Source organism: Peteryoungia ipomoeae (genome assembly GCF_004912165.1).
In the GTDB taxonomy this organism is placed as follows: domain Bacteria; phylum Pseudomonadota; class Alphaproteobacteria; order Rhizobiales; family Rhizobiaceae; genus Allorhizobium; species Allorhizobium ipomoeae.
Genome location: NZ_STGV01000005.1, coordinates 292,092 through 306,549 on the forward strand (window position 1 = coordinate 292,092; position 14,458 = coordinate 306,549).

Consider the following 14,458-nt stretch of genomic DNA (forward strand, 5'->3'; position numbering starts at 1 on the left):
TCACCTCCCTGCCTTAACGCTGACGCAGCATGTCCATCGCCTCGGCATGCACCTCGCGTGAGCCAGCGGCGATGATCGATCCGCCGGCTTCCGGCCTCCCGCCGTCCCAGGTGGTGATGATCCCGCCTGCCTGTTCGATGATCGGGATCAGCGCACCCACATCATAGGGCTTGAGCACCGTTTCGATGACCATATCGACATGGCCCGCCGCCAGCAGGCAGTAGGCATAACAATCCACACCGTAGCGGAAGAGCTTCACCCTCTCCTGCACGGCAGCGAAACGCTCGACTTCCCAGCCCTGGAAGAGATGCGGCGAGGTGGTGAAGAGGATCGCATTCTCCAGCCCGCAGCAATCGCGCACCTTGATCTCTCGCTCGCCGTCGGGACCGAAATACCAGCTGCGCTCACCATCAGCAAAATAGCGTTCGCCGGTAAACGGCTGTTCCATCAAGCCCATGACCGAGCGACCGCGCTCCTGAAAGCCGATCAGCGTGCCCCAGACCGGCACGCCGGAGATGAAGGCACGCGTGCCGTCGATCGGATCGATCACCCAGACCTCATCGCTGTCGATGCGGATATTCTCGTGCTCCTCGCCGAAAATGCCGTGCTCGGGAAAGCGCGCTTCGATCAGCGTTCGGATCGCGGCCTCCGCCGCCTGATCGCCTTCGGTCACCGGATCGAAACCGCCCGCATCCTTGTTGACGACAGACAGACCCGAGCGAAAGCGCGGCAGCGTTTCGGCCTTCGCAGCATCGGCAAGGGAGAAGAAGAAGTCGCGGTCTGGGCGCATGGATCGATCCAATCTTGTAAAGACAATTCCTCTTAGCTTCCTGACGCCGGAAAGCAAACGGGACAATCGAATTCCCGGCAGGAGCGGCTGCAAAACGAGCTGATTGCACATTTTTTCATCGCGCTTAATTTATGAACAAATGGCTTGACAATGGTGCGCTGCAACATGTAGGTTTCATCTACAGTCTCTGACTGTAAATACCCTCCTTGGGTGTTTCCTCCCTAGACTTGACCCCGCCACCCGCGGGGTTTTTTTTGGCCAAACGGCAGCGACGCGCCGGCCACGAGGGACGGCGCCAAAGATGCGCGGGTGATCGTTTGAATTTATTCGGCGGCTAGCGGACGCTCACCGGCATAATCGGCGACAAAGTCGGCCATCTGTTGCATGAAAACACCGATCGAGCCGGCCAATTGATCGAAATCCGACCGCTTTTCCAGCGTCACCTCGTCGATGTAGAGTGACCTGTTGATCTCGATCTGCAGGGCGTGCAGACCCCGGGCAGGACGACCGTAATGCTCGGTGATGAAGCCGCCCGCATAAGGCTTGTTGCGGACCGCCGTAAACCCGAGTTCCTCGAGAAACTGCAAGGCTGCCTGCGAAAGCTCGCCGGAAGCGCTGGTTCCATAGCGGTCTCCGATAATAAAATCGGGCCGCACACCGCTGCCGCTGACCCGGATATTGCCAGGCATGGAATGGCAATCGATCAGCACGCTGAAACCGAAGCGCGTATGCGTGCGAGCGACCAGACGACGCAAGCAGGCATGATAGGGCTTGTAGCAACTGTCGATGCGCGCCATGGCGACAGACAGCGGGATACGCCCCTGATAAATCTCCATGTTTTCCGCAACGATGCGCGGCACGGTGCCAAGCCCGCCCGCCACGCGGGCCGAATTGCTGTTGGCGTAAGGCGGCAAGGGATCGGAGAACATTCGCGGATCGAGCTCATAGGGCTCGCGATTCACATCGACATAGGCGCGTGGAAAATGCGCCAGAAGCATCGGCGCGCCCATGGCCGGAGCCGCCGAAAACAACTCGTCGACGAAATGATCTTCTGACCGGCGGATCGACAGGCCATCGAGACGGGACTGGTTGAGAAACGACACGGGGTATCGACGCCCGCTATGAGGCGAATTATACACGAAGGGTATGGATTGGACCGCCGGCTCGATAACCTCGAACAGTTCGGTATCGATGCTCATCAGCCCCCCGCGGTTCTTCTTTACCAAGTCACAATCTTGTCGTCTGCTCATGTTGCCAGTTGGCCGGTCGGAAGTCCATACTGGCAAAAACGGGTAATAAGGTACAGTGTCCTTGTTCACCGGTTCTTTACTGAGGTGGCCCTAATTTAAGCGGCTGCCAGTCCCAGATGCATTAAAATCGAACAGCGGTTCCTCCATGACACAGAAAATTCTCCTCGCCGAAGACGACAACGATATGCGCCGCTTCCTCGTCAAGGCCCTGGAAAAGGCCGGCTACAAGGTCTCGTCCTTCGACAATGGTGCAAGCGCCTATGACCGTCTGCGCGAAGAGCCCTTCTCGCTTCTCCTGACCGATATCGTCATGCCCGAAATGGACGGCATCGAGCTTGCCCGCCGCGCCACCGAACTCGATCCGGATCTCAAGGTGATGTTCATCACAGGCTTTGCGGCTGTCGCCCTGAACGCCGATTCGCAGGCGCCGAAGGATGCCAAGGTCCTGTCCAAGCCGTTCCACCTTCGCGACCTGGTCGACGAAGTGAACAAACTCCTTGCCGCATAAGGCCTTCCACAGGGGCTTGGAAATTCTCTTCACAAAACTGCAAAATGCCTATTGACGGGCGATCAGGTTTTGTGGTCTTAAGCCGCCATCGGATGGGCGTGTAGCTCAGCGGGAGAGCACTACGTTGACATCGTAGGGGTCACAGGTTCAATCCCTGTCACGCCCACCATCTGAATTCTTTCAAGGGCTTGCCGGAAACGGCGAGCCCTTTTCCATTGGTTCTCCAAAAGCTCGCCTGTGATGGATGCCCCTGCGAATCAACGTGAGGCGGAACGAAGCATTCACACCTGCGTTTTGGCGTGCATCAGCAAAGGAGAGCACCCCATGGAAACACTCGCAGATTTGTTCGAACACACCCTGAAGGACGTCTATTACGCTGAAAACGCCATCGCCAAGGCGCTGCCGAAGGTGTCGAAGGCGGTCAAGAACGCCGAACTGAAAAAGGCGGTCGACAGCCACCTCGAAGAGACCAAGGACCAGATCAAGACGCTGGAAAAGGTCTTCAAGACCATCAAGGTCAAGCCGGAAGGCGAAAAGTGCGATGCCACAGACGGCCTCCTCAAGGAAGCAGAAGGCCTGATGGAAGAAGGTAAGGGCGTGGCACTGGACGCCGGCCTGCTCGCCGCCTGCCAGGCCGTCGAACATTATGAAATTGCCCGCTACGGCTCGCTGCGCGAATGGGCGAAGGTTCTCGGCAACGAGGAAGCCCACGTGCTTCTCAGCGAGATCCTCGACCAGGAAAAGGCGGCAAACGGCAAGCTGACCAATCTCGCCGTGACCGCCATCAACAAATAAGACATTCGACAGTTGATGCAGGGGGACAGGCCGCAACGCGTGCCTGCCCCCTTTTGCATTGCCAGGTCGGACACCAGCCCTGGATTCAGATCACCCCTTGAAAACCGACACCTCATCGCCCCGATAGATCACCAGGTAGCCGCCACGAGACGTCAGCATCTCGGCACGCCTTGAAAGCTCCGCCCGATACCGATCCTCCCGCCAGGGCTCGCCAACATCGGGACTGACCAGCAAGGTCAGCTGCGCGCCCTGCGCGTAGAGCATCATTCCGGACTGCGAGGGGTCCCACGCGTCCGGCAGGCTCTCGTCGGTCCGCCAGAGACAGTAAAAGTCGCGACAGGTCGCCGGACGATCCGCATAGGCCGTACAGCCGCCGCCACTCGCGCAATGACGGCATGGCTCATTGGCAGGCTTGTCGAAAACCTCGATCTCCGGGAGGACACAGCACAGGGAGCAACTGCCGCAGCTGCGCCCGGGCACCAGCGCTTTCGGCACAGACTGCATCATGGCCGATTACGCCGCTGGTCCGATCGTAACCTCGATAGACCCAAGCCCCTCGACCATGCCCTTGAGCCGATCACCCGGCTGCAAGGCGCCGACGCCGGCCGGCGTGCCGGTGTAGATCAGATCGCCTGGCGTCAGATGGTAATAGCGGGAGAGATCGCTGATCAGTTCGGCGATCGACCAGACCATCTCATCAAGGCGTCCCGTCTGGCGCTGCTCGTCGTTGACGCTGAGCGCGATGGTCTGGGCTGCGGGCGCAAAGTTGGCCGCCGGCGTGATTTCGCCAATCACAGCGGATTGCTCGAAGGCCTTGCCAAGATCCCAGGGGCGCTGCTTGTCTTTTGCGATCTGCTGCAGGTCGCGACGGGTCATGTCTAGGCCGACGGCGTAACCATAGACGCAGTCCATGGCCTGCTCTGCCGGGATGCGGAAGGCGGGCGCACCGAGTGCGACCACAAGTTCGATTTCGTGATGATAATCCTTGGTACCCGGCGGATAGGCAATCGTATCGCCTGCCAGCACCAGCCCGGTCGGCGGCTTGGTGAAATAAAACGGTGCGGCGCGATCGATGGTATTGCCCATCTCAGCGGCATGCGCCGCGTAATTGCGGCCAACACAAAAAATGCGGTGCACGGGAAAGCCCGATGCAAGACCAACAATCGGGATCAGCGGGGCGGAAGGAACAGCAAAAACGGGGGATAGGGCGGCCACGGGAAAAACCTTTGGTGCGATAGGAAAGGGCGAAGAATTGCGCCGGAACGCGAATGGATCACAGCGTATCGTCGATCGCAACCGACACCGCCTGGAATAAGAGCAGGAAATGACCACCTGCCATTGGAACAATTTGAGGCTGACTGTAACAAATTTCACTTCTTGGCGTTAGGGCTATAGGGTGAGCGCCCCGAACCCGGAGGCACAGCCTGAACTCTTGAAAACCCTTTGCCGCGGCACCGCGGCGAAAACACACGAATGAGAGGCCGAACGAATGAGCGTCAAGATCGTACCCGTCATCATGGCAGGCGGAAAGGGAACCCGACTGTGGCCACTGTCGCGGGCAGCGGCTGCCAAACAATTCATCCGGTTCCTCGGCGATGAGACGCTTTTGCAGAAAACCCTGTCACGCGTGTCGGATGCTTCGCTTTACGATGCGCCGATGGTCGTGACCAACGAAGAGTTTCGCTTCCTCGTCGCCGAACAGGCGCGCGAAATGGACGTGAAGCTTGATGGCATCATCCTTGAACCGGTGGCGCGCAACACGGCGGCCGCCGTCGCCGCCGCAGCCCTGATGGTGCGCGAGAGCCATGGCAGCGACGCCCTCGTGCAGATCCTGCCCTCCGACCACGAGATCGAGGTGGACGAAACCTATCGCGATTGCGTCAAGCGCGCTGCCAAGGCCGCGCGCGGTGGCAAGATCGTCACCTTCGGCATCACGCCGACTGAGCCGTCCACCGGTTACGGCTATATCGAAACCGGCATGGACCTCGGCGATGGCGTTTATACGGTGGCCCGCTTTGTCGAGAAGCCGAATGCCGACGTCGCCCAGGAGATGCTGGACAGCGGCCGCTATTCTTGGAACTCCGGCATGTTCGTCTTTTCCGCCGGACAGATGATCTCGGAGCTGGAGGCGCTGGCCCCTGACGTGCTTACCGCCGTCCAGAAGTCGATTGAAACCGCAAAGGGCGATCTCGACTTCACCCGCCTCGATGCGGAAAGCTTTGCCAGGGCTCCGAGCATCTCCATCGACTACGCCGTGATGGAAAAAACCCCGAACGCCGCCGTCGTCCCCTCCCCGATCACCTGGTCGGACCTCGGCAGCTGGGATGCCATCTGGAAACTCGCGGGCGGCGACGAAGACGGCAACGTGGTCGACGGCAATGCGACGCTGAACGATACGAAGAACTCGCTGGTCATGTCGCGCCACGCGCATCTGGCCGTTCAGGGCATGGAGGGCGTCGCCGTCATCGCGTCTGAAGACGCCGTCTATGTCGGACGGCTCGACCGCAGCCAGGATGTCGGCAATCTCGTGAAAATGCTGGCCGCCGACGAAAAGACCGAGGCGCTGACGGAAAACCATCCGACGGCGCTCCGCCCCTGGGGTGGCTATACGTCCATCCTCAACGGCGACCGCTTCCAGGTGAAGCGCCTCTTCGTGCATCCGGAAAAGAAGCTGTCGCTGCAGAAACACCACCACCGCGCCGAGCACTGGGTCTGCGTCAAGGGAACAGCCGAGGTGACCATCGACGACAAGGTCACCGTGCTGCACGAAAACCAGTCGATCTACATTCCGCAAGGGTCGGTGCATCGCCTGGCCAATCCGGGCAAGATCCGCCTTGAGGTGATCGAAGTGCAGACGGGCTCCTATCTCGGTGAAGACGACATCATTCGCCTGGTGGACGAATTCGGTCGCAGCTGACCGCATCAAGCCCTGGAAGACTTCGGCAGGTCCGGCGATCCTTATCGCCGGACCTGCTTGCTTTATGACGCTGCATTGCACAAGATCGTCTTAAGCCGGGAAAACGGCACGGGCGAACAGCGAAACGGTCAGGCATGGCGATCAAAGCGAGCATCTACCACCGCACCCACTACATCTACGACAAACCGGTCCGCCTTGGACCCCAGATCATCCGCCTGAAGCCGGCCGCCCATTCCCGCACCAAGGTGCTGAGCCACGCCCTCAAGGTCACGCCGGACAGGCACTTCGTCAACCTGCAGCAGGACCCCTACGGCAACTACCTCGCCCGCTTCGTCTTCCCCGATCCGGTGAGCGAACTGAAGATCGAGGTCGACCTCGTTGCCGACATGACGGTCTACAATCCCTTCGATTTCTTCACCGAGGAAGAGGCCGCCGAATGGCCCTTCGACTATCCGCCCGAGATCCGCGAGGATCTGGCCATCTACCTGAAGCCGGAGCCGTCGATGCCACGTCTGGCGGCCTTCATGGACAGTCTCGACCAGACTCCAGGCCAGGGCACGGTCGACATGGTGGTGGGCATCAATGCCCGGCTGCAGCAGGAGATCGGCTACGTCATCCGCATGGAACCGGGCGTGCAGACGCCCGAGGAAACGCTGACGAGCCGGCGCGGCTCCTGCCGCGACACGAGCTGGCTTCTCGTCCAGATCCTGCGGCGGCTCGGTCTCGCCGCGCGTTTCGTCTCCGGCTACCTCATCCAGCTCGCTCCCGACCTCAAGGCGCTCGATGGTCCTTCCGGCACGGATGTCGATTTCACCGATCTGCATGCCTGGGCCGAGGTCTATATTCCCGGCGCTGGCTGGATCGGGCTTGACCCGACCTCGGGCCTGTTGACAGGCGAAAGCCATATCCCGCTCGCGGCAACCCCGCACTACCGCAATGCCGCGCCAATTTCCGGCGGCTATTTCGGCGAGGCCAATACCGAGTTCGACTTCGACATGCAGGTGAAGCGTGTGGCTGAGCACCCGCGCATCACCAAACCCTTCTCGGAGGAGAGCTGGGATGCGCTGAACCGCCTGGGACGCCGGGTGGATGCGGATTTGAAGGCGCGCGATATCAGGCTCACCATGGGCGGCGAACCGACCTTCGTGTCGATCGACGACTTCCAGTCCGAGGAATGGAACACGGCTGCCGTCGGCCCCACCAAGCGCGACAAGGCCGACCGCCTGATCCGCCGGCTGCGCGAGCGCTTCGCGCCCGGCGGCTTCCTGCATTACGGTCAGGGCAAGTGGTATCCGGGCGAAAGCCTGCCGCGCTGGACTTTCTCGCTCTACTGGCGCCGCGACGGCAAGCCGGTCTGGAACGATCCGAACCTGATCGCGGTGGAAAGCCGCGATCACAAGGTAGGCCATGACGACGCTGCACGTCTCCTGCAGGCGATTGCAGCGGAACTCGACATTCCCACGGAAAACGTCGCCCCCGCTTTCGAAGACCCTGCCGAATGGATCGTCAAGGAAGCAAACCTGCCCGAAAATGTCGATCCGGCCAATTCGAAGCTGAAAGATCCCGAGGAACGCAACCGGATCGCCAAGGTCTTCGGCAACGGCCTCACCAATCCCGCCGGCTACGTGTTGCCCGTGCAGGCCTGGCAGGGCCTGGCCTCGGGTCGGAAATGGGTCAGCGAAAAGTGGCGCACGCGCCGGGGAAGGCTGTATCTCGTTCCCGGCGACAGCCCTGTCGGGTTCCGCCTGCCGCTGAATTCCCTGCCCTATATCCAGCCTTCGATGTATCCCTACATCAACCCCGTCGATCCGACCGTGGAAAAGCCTGATCTGCCGGACTTTGCCGCCGCCGACAAAGGCCGCGCGATGCCCGAACACTCGGTGAAGACGGATCTCGGCCAGCAAATGCAGATGGGCCAGTCCTACGAGGAAATCGGCGGCCGCGTGCGCACCGCGATCTCCGTCGAGGTGCGCGATGGCCGCGTTTGCGTCTTCATGCCACCGACGGAAGCGCTTGAAGACTATCTCGATCTGATCGCCTCGGCCGAACGCGCTGCCGCGGCCTTGAGCCTGCCTGTCCATATCGAGGGGTACACGCCCCCGCACGACGAGCGGCTGAACGTGATCCGCGTCGCGCCCGATCCCGGCGTCATCGAGGTCAACATCCACCCGGCCTATAACTGGGAGGATTGCGTCGCGACCACCACGGCGATCTACGAGGAGGCGCGCCTCTGCCGGCTTGGTGCCGACAAGTTCATGATCGATGGCCGCCATTGCGGCACCGGTGGCGGCAACCATGTCGTGGTCGGCGGCGCAACGCCGAACGACAGCCCCTTCCTGCGCCGTCCCGATCTTCTGAAGAGCCTGGTCCTGCATTGGCAGCGCCACCCTTCCCTCTCCTACCTCTTCTCAGGCCTCTTCATCGGCCCGACAAGCCAGGCACCGCGCATCGACGAAGCGCGCCATGACCAACTCTATGAACTCGAAATCGCCCTGGCGCAGATCCCCATGCCCAACGAGGGCCTCGACGCTCCACTGCCCTGGCTCGTCGACCGGCTGTTCCGCAACCTCCTGGTCGATGTCACCGGCAACACGCACCGTTCGGAAATCTGCATCGACAAACTGTTCTCGCCGGATGGACCGACGGGCCGCCTCGGTCTCGTCGAATTCCGCGGCTTCGAGATGCCGCCCAATGCCCGCATGTCGCTCGCCCAGCAGCTTCTGATCCGCGCCCTGATCGCCCGCTTCTGGAAGGATCCGCTCGGCGGAAGTTTTGTCCGCTGGGGCACGAGCCTGCACGACCGCTTCATGCTGCCGCATTACATCTGGCAGGATTTCCTCGAAGTCCTCGCCGATCTGCGTGAGCATGGCTTCGATTTCAGGCCGGAATGGTTCGCAGCCCAGCTCGAATTCCGTTTCCCCTTCTTCGGTGAGGTGGAATACGAAGGCGCAAGGCTTGAGCTGCGCAGTGCACTCGAACCCTGGCATGTCATGGGTGAGCAGGGTGCGATCGGCGGCACGGTCCGTTATGTCGACAGCTCCGTGGAACGGCTGCAGGTGCGCCTGGAGACGGCGAGTGCTGATCGCTACACCGTCGCCTGCAACGGGCGGCAGGTGCCGCTTCGGGCAACCGGCATCAATGGCGTCGCCGTTGCCGGTGTCCGATACAAGGCCTGGCAGCCGGCGTCAGGTTTGCACCCGGTTCTGCCTGTAAACACACCGCTAATATTCGATGTCTATGATCGATGGTCCAACCGATCCATTGGTGGGTGCGTCTATCACGTCGCCCATCCTGGCGGTCGAAACTATGACACTTTCCCTGTGAATGGGAATGAAGCGGAAGCGCGCCGACTTGCACGGTTCGAGCCTTGGGGCCATACAGCCGGTTCCTATAACCTATGGCCCGAAACCGTATCGCCGGAGTTCCCGCACACCCTGGACTTAAGGCGACCGCAAGGTATCTGAGCAGATGACACCAAATCCGGCAGCGGGCATGGCCCCGCCCATCGACCGAGAAAGCGAAGCCCGCTCGGCTCGCTATCGGGCCCTGCCGGGTATCGCCGATGAAATGCTGGATAACAAGGGCAATGTCCGCCCTGTCTGGCAACCGCTGCTGTCAGCCATCGAGACCATGTCGGACGAGGAACTGCACGAGCGTTTTGCCCGCGCCGACCGCTATCTGCGCGATGCCGGCGTGTTTTATCGGGCCTATGGATCGAGCGGATCGAGCGAGCGCGCCTGGCCCTTTTCCCATGTGCCGGTTCTGATTTCCGAAGCCGAATGGAAAACGGTGACCGAAGGGCTGATCCAGCGCGCCAACCTTCTCGAAGCTGTCGTTTCCGACATCTACTCCGAAAACCGGCTGGTGCAGGAAGGCTTTCTGCCGCCGCAACTGATCGCCGCCAACCCGGAATTCCTGCGGCCGCTGGTCGGCATCAAGCCGGCAGGTGGGCATTATCTGCATTTCTGTTCCTTCGAGATCGGCCGCGGCCCGGATGGCAACTGGTGGGTGCTCGCCGACCGCACCCAGGCCCCCTCGGGTGCCGGTTTTGCGCTGGAAAACCGCGTGGCGACGACACGCGCCTTTTCCGATCTCTACGCGGAAACGCATGTCCATCGTCTGGCCTCCTTCTTTGGCAATTTCCGCAAGGCCCTGCAGAGCCGCACGCGCAGCAACGACGAGCGCATCGCCGTTCTCTCCCCCGGCCCCGCCAACGAGACCTATTTCGAACACGCCTATATCGCCCGCTATCTTGGCATCATGCTTCTGGAAGGCGAGGATCTGACGGTTGTCGACGGCAAGGTCATGGTGCGCACGGTCGCCGGCCTCAAACCCGTCAGCGTGCTGTGGCGCCGTCTCGATGCTGCCTTCGCCGATCCGCTCGAACTGGACCAGACCTCTTATATCGGCACGCCCGGCATGGTCGAGGCGCTGCGCAACGGCTCCGTCACCTTCGTCAACGCACTCGGCTCCGGCATTCTCGAGACGCGCGCCATGCTCGCGTTCATGCCAACACTCTCGCGTCATCTTTTGAATGAGGAGCTGAAGCTTCCCTCCATTGCCACCTGGTGGTGCGGCCAGAAAGCCGAACGCGAGCATGTTGCGCGCAATCTCGACAAGATGGTGATCGGCTCGGCCTTCTCGCGGCTGCCCTTCTTCGATGATAACGGCTATTCCGTTCTGGGGTCACGATACGAGGACCCTCACCACCGCAGCGCCAGCGAATGGCTGGATATCGAGGCAGGCAATCTCGTCGGCCAGGAAGTCGTGACCTTGTCGACCACACCCGCGATGGTCAATGGTCGGCTGACCCCGCGGCCGATGAGCCTTCGGGTATACGCTGCCCGCACGCGCGACGGCTGGGAAATCATGCCGGGCGGCTTTGCCCGCATCGGCAGCGGAGACGATGCCTCGGCAATCGCCATGCAGGCGGGCGGCAATGCAGCAGACGTCTGGATCGTCTCCGACCGCCCGGTCGAGCGCACGTCGCTGCTGCCGGCGGAAGAGACCTTCACCCGCAACATGCCCGGCAACCTGCCGAGCCGCGCCGCCGACAACCTCTTCTGGCTCGGACGCTACATCGAGCGGGCCGAAGGCGTCTTGCGCATTCTGCGCGCCTGGCACGCCCGCTTCGCCGAGACCGCAGACAAGAACCAGCCGCTGCTCGCCTTCGTCGCGGCCTATCTCGAATCTATCGACGTCGACCCGATCGAGGGCACGCCGGACAGCCTGCTGCGCAGCTTCGACAGCGCCGTCTATTCCGCCAGCAACATCCGCGACCGCTTTTCGCCTGATGGGTGGCTGGCGCTGAACGATCTGTCGAAAACCGCCAAACGCTTCCACGAGCATGTCAAACCGGGCGACGATGTCGCCCATGCCATGACGGTGCTACTGCGCAAGCTCGCGGGCTTTGCCGGCCTCGTGCACGAGAACATGTATCGCTTCACCGGCTGGCGCTTCCTGACGCTTGGCCGCATGATCGAACGCGGCCTGCACATGACGCGGCTTCTGGGCCACATGAGCGGACCCGACGCGCCCGATGGTGCGCTCGACATGCTGCTCGAAATCGGCGACAACGTCATGACCCACCGCCGCCGCTACAATGTCTCGACGGCCCGTCTCACAGTCACCGACCTTCTCGCGCTCGACCAGCTCAATCCGCGCTCCATCCTGTTCCAGCTGAACGAAATCAGGGTCGAGATCGAGCAATTGCCCAATGCCATGGTGAATGGACAGATGTCGAACCTGATGCGTGAGGCCGTCAAGCTGCATTCGGGTCTCGCCGTTCGGACACCCGAGGCGATGTCCAGCGACGTCTATGTCGATCTGGAGCGCGAACTGGAAAAGCTGTCCGACATTCTTGCACGCACCTATCTGAGCTGATCCATGCTCTACGACATATCCCTCTCGATCGGTTATGAATACGAGGTTCCGGCGACAGGCGCGCATCACATGCTTCGCCTCTTGCCACTCTCCCTGCCCGAGCGGCAGAGACTGGTGGCGGGCTCGATCTCGATATCACCCAATCCGGACGAGCTCATGGCCTTTGACGATTTCTTCGGCCACCAGACCAGCCATGCCATTTTGCGCGCGCCGCATGAGCGGCTGGATGTGAAGATGCAGGCTCGCGTGGCCGTGCAACACCAGACGACGGGTGCCGACTTTTCCCCGCTTCTCGACCGGTTGGCGATGGATATCGCGGAGACCTGGTCGCTTGAACCGCACTCGCCACATCACTTCATCGGTCCAAGCCCGCGGCTCGCTCGCGATGCTCGGATCGAGGCCTATGCGAGGGAAAGCGCCAAACCAAGCCTTACGGTGCGCCAGATCGCCGAAGAACTCTGCACTCGCATTCACCGCGACTTCACCTATGATAGCGAGGCAACGACGGTCGACACCACGCCGGGCGAAGCCTTTTCTTCAAAGCGTGGCGTTTGTCAGGATTTCGCCCATGTCATGATCGTGGCGCTGCGCAGCCTCGGCATTCCCGCCGGCTATGTCAGCGGCTTCCTGCGCACCATACCGCCGCCGGGCAAGGAGCGGCTGGAGGGTGCGGATGCCATGCATGCCTGGGTCAGGGTCTGGTGTGGCACGCTCACAGGCTGGTTGGAATATGATCCGACCAATGATATACCGGCCGGCACAGACCATATTGTCGTCGGTTATGGCCGGGATTATGCCGATGTCGCGCCTGTCATCGGCGTCCTGAAAAGCTACGGCTCACACACGACCGTCCAGGCCGTAGACGTAATACCAATAGCTTTATAAGGCTTTCCTTCGCGTTTGCTCAAATTTTAAGCTTTTGCTTAAGCGCGATGAAATCTCTGTCTGTCATAAAGCCTCCAAACCCTGCCTTTGGATGGACAAAATGACTGGACGCAAGACTGACAAGCGGTTTTCGTTTCGCCGACTGATCGAAGATCGGGGCGGCAACTTCGCCATGATGACGGCGATCTTGCTACCCGTCACTTTGGGCACCGTTGGCGTTGCCATGGATTACAACAACCTGATCCAGGTGAAGAGCGCGCTTCAGGACGCAGCCGACTCGGCAGCCCTCGCAGCCGCCTCGGCAATGGCCCACAAGGGCATGTCGGACACTGAGGCCATGGAGCTTGCCAAGAACTTCTATGCCGCCCAGTACAAAAACCTGCGCGGCACCGCCGATGCCGTCCCCGGCCAGGAAGACGAGTTCGCGATGGACCTTGGCAAAAATGCCGTGGCATCGGTGAACAAGGTCAGCGGGAAGAACCTCGACGAATATGATGTCACCGTGAAGGGCACTGTGGACGTCCCCACAAACGCCTTCACGTCGCTACTCGGCTTCAAGTCTGTCAAGGTTTCGGTCGTATCGACCGCAAAATCTCAGAAAGAAGAAAAGAGCGCATTGTCGATGTACCTGGTGCTCGATGAGTCCGGATCGATGGCCTTCGCCACGAATACTATCCTATCCGCCACCAAGGCGTGCAAAAACTATTACTCTACCAATTGGGGCAACAAAGATAAGGTCAAAGCCTCAACGCCTTGCTTCGTGACAAAGATGTCGGCACTGAAAACAGCAGCTGGCGTGATGTTCTCCACGCTTGAAGCGGAAGCGGTTAAAGGGACATTTGTCCGGCTCGGTGCGGCCTCTTACAATGCGGGGCAAATGGGCAAAACCGACATTGGGCCAGGTACAGCCACCGCGTCGAAATACGTAACGGCCCTGCCAGTGGAGCCGTCAGGTGGCACTGATGCGCTCGCCGCCCTGGACACCGCTATCAAAGCAATAATGGACAAGAAGGAAGCAGACGAGCACGAAAAAAATGGTGTGTCCCAGTTTTCGCGCTACATCGTCCTGATGACCGACGGCGAAATGACCGGCAACAGTGCCTCCTGGAACAGCACGATCGACAACAATGTCCGCAAAAAATGCGCTGAGGCTAAAAAGGCTGATATCCGCATTTTCACCGTCGCCTTCATGGCTCCACAGAGGGGCAAAGATCTGCTCGAAGCATGTGCCTCAAGCCTCACCGACGCCAAAACGCCTGACGACATGTCGGGCCTCGTGAGTGCCTTCCAAGACATCGCCAAGGAAGCAACCAAGGCCACGACGCGCCTCGTAAACTGAGCGCACGACACCTGCCATCCGAAAACCGCGCCCCTCCGGCGCGGTTTTTTGTTTCGGCACCAGACCTGCCGCGCACTGCAGCCCGCGCCCT

At 60.8% G+C, this 14,458-nt stretch carries 11 protein-coding genes and 1 tRNA gene; 8 read left to right on the forward strand and 4 right to left on the reverse strand.

Annotation, left to right across the window (positions count from 1 at the left end; genetic code table 11):
• Positions 1 to 13 precede the first annotated feature (13 nt).
• On the reverse strand, positions 14 to 790 hold the full coding sequence (hisN, locus tag FAA97_RS16160; protein WP_136599591.1) for a histidinol-phosphatase: 777 nt from the start codon (positions 788 to 790) through the stop codon (positions 14 to 16).
• A gap of 323 nt (positions 791 to 1,113) precedes the next feature.
• Positions 1,114 to 1,989 carry an N-formylglutamate amidohydrolase gene (locus FAA97_RS16165; protein WP_136599592.1) on the reverse strand — a complete coding sequence of 292 codons (876 nt, stop codon included), beginning with the start codon at positions 1,987 to 1,989 and terminating at the stop codon, positions 1,114 to 1,116.
• Positions 1,990 to 2,185: 196 nt separating this feature from the next.
• Between FAA97_RS16165 and cpdR1 the strand changes: the two genes are divergently transcribed.
• From cpdR1 to FAA97_RS16180, 3 genes are all read left to right on the forward strand, one after another.
• Positions 2,186 to 2,548 carry a response regulator CpdR1 gene (gene cpdR1, locus FAA97_RS16170; RefSeq protein WP_054157104.1) on the forward strand — a complete coding sequence of 121 codons (363 nt, stop codon included), beginning with the start codon at positions 2,186 to 2,188 and terminating at the stop codon, positions 2,546 to 2,548.
• A gap of 94 nt (positions 2,549 to 2,642) precedes the next feature.
• Positions 2,643 to 2,717 (forward strand) — tRNA-Val (locus FAA97_RS16175).
• Positions 2,718 to 2,872: 155 nt separating this feature from the next.
• On the forward strand, positions 2,873 to 3,343 hold the full coding sequence (locus tag FAA97_RS16180) for a YciE/YciF ferroxidase family protein (RefSeq protein WP_136599593.1): 471 nt from the start codon (positions 2,873 to 2,875) through the stop codon (positions 3,341 to 3,343).
• A 90-nt stretch (positions 3,344 to 3,433) separates the two neighbouring features.
• On the opposite strand, the gene FAA97_RS16185 is transcribed toward FAA97_RS16180, so the two are convergent.
• Complete coding sequence (locus tag FAA97_RS16185) at positions 3,434 to 3,850, reverse strand: hypothetical protein (RefSeq protein ID WP_136599594.1); 417 nt, start codon at positions 3,848 to 3,850, stop codon at positions 3,434 to 3,436.
• Between the two features lie 6 nt (positions 3,851 to 3,856).
• Complete coding sequence (locus FAA97_RS16190; protein WP_136599595.1) at positions 3,857 to 4,558, reverse strand: fumarylacetoacetate hydrolase family protein; 702 nt, start codon at positions 4,556 to 4,558, stop codon at positions 3,857 to 3,859.
• Between the two features lie 274 nt (positions 4,559 to 4,832).
• Between FAA97_RS16190 and FAA97_RS16195 the strand changes: the two genes are divergently transcribed.
• The 5 genes from FAA97_RS16195 to FAA97_RS16215 all read left to right on the forward strand — a co-directional run bounded on the left by FAA97_RS16195 (position 4,833) and on the right by FAA97_RS16215 (position 14,367).
• Positions 4,833 to 6,260, forward strand: coding sequence for a mannose-1-phosphate guanylyltransferase/mannose-6-phosphate isomerase (locus FAA97_RS16195; RefSeq protein WP_136599596.1), 1,428 nt, complete (start codon positions 4,833 to 4,835; stop codon positions 6,258 to 6,260).
• A 134-nt stretch (positions 6,261 to 6,394) separates the two neighbouring features.
• The gene (locus FAA97_RS16200; protein WP_136599597.1) at positions 6,395 to 9,724 is read left to right on the forward strand and encodes a transglutaminase family protein; all 3,330 of its coding nucleotides are present in this window, start codon (positions 6,395 to 6,397) and stop codon (positions 9,722 to 9,724) included.
• Positions 9,725 to 9,752: 28 nt separating this feature from the next.
• Complete coding sequence (locus tag FAA97_RS16205) at positions 9,753 to 12,143, forward strand: circularly permuted type 2 ATP-grasp protein (RefSeq protein ID WP_136599598.1); 2,391 nt, start codon at positions 9,753 to 9,755, stop codon at positions 12,141 to 12,143.
• Between the two features lie 3 nt (positions 12,144 to 12,146).
• Complete coding sequence (locus tag FAA97_RS16210; protein ID WP_136599599.1) at positions 12,147 to 13,028, forward strand: transglutaminase family protein; 882 nt, start codon at positions 12,147 to 12,149, stop codon at positions 13,026 to 13,028.
• 100 nt (positions 13,029 to 13,128) lie between these two features.
• Positions 13,129 to 14,367, forward strand: coding sequence for a TadE/TadG family type IV pilus assembly protein (locus FAA97_RS16215; protein WP_168801020.1), 1,239 nt, complete (start codon positions 13,129 to 13,131; stop codon positions 14,365 to 14,367).
• The last annotated feature ends 91 nt before the right edge of the window (positions 14,368 to 14,458 follow it).

Coding starts and splice junctions, on each gene's coding strand:
- FAA97_RS16195 (WP_136599596.1), top strand. CDS start 4,833: ATGAGCGTCAAGATCGTACCCGTCATCATGGCAGGCGGAAAGGGAACC.
- FAA97_RS16165 (WP_136599592.1), bottom strand. CDS start 1,989: ATGAGCATCGATACCGAACTGTTCGAGGTTATCGAGCCGGCGGTCCAA.
- FAA97_RS16215 (WP_168801020.1), top strand. CDS start 13,129: ATGACTGGACGCAAGACTGACAAGCGGTTTTCGTTTCGCCGACTGATC.
- cpdR1 (WP_054157104.1), top strand. CDS start 2,186: ATGACACAGAAAATTCTCCTCGCCGAAGACGACAACGATATGCGCCGC.
- FAA97_RS16210 (WP_136599599.1), top strand. CDS start 12,147: ATGCTCTACGACATATCCCTCTCGATCGGTTATGAATACGAGGTTCCG.
- FAA97_RS16200 (WP_136599597.1), top strand. CDS start 6,395: ATGGCGATCAAAGCGAGCATCTACCACCGCACCCACTACATCTACGAC.
- hisN (WP_136599591.1), bottom strand. CDS start 790: ATGCGCCCAGACCGCGACTTCTTCTTCTCCCTTGCCGATGCTGCGAAG.
- FAA97_RS16185 (WP_136599594.1), bottom strand. CDS start 3,850: ATGATGCAGTCTGTGCCGAAAGCGCTGGTGCCCGGGCGCAGCTGCGGC.
- FAA97_RS16180 (WP_136599593.1), top strand. CDS start 2,873: ATGGAAACACTCGCAGATTTGTTCGAACACACCCTGAAGGACGTCTAT.
- FAA97_RS16205 (WP_136599598.1), top strand. CDS start 9,753: ATGGCCCCGCCCATCGACCGAGAAAGCGAAGCCCGCTCGGCTCGCTAT.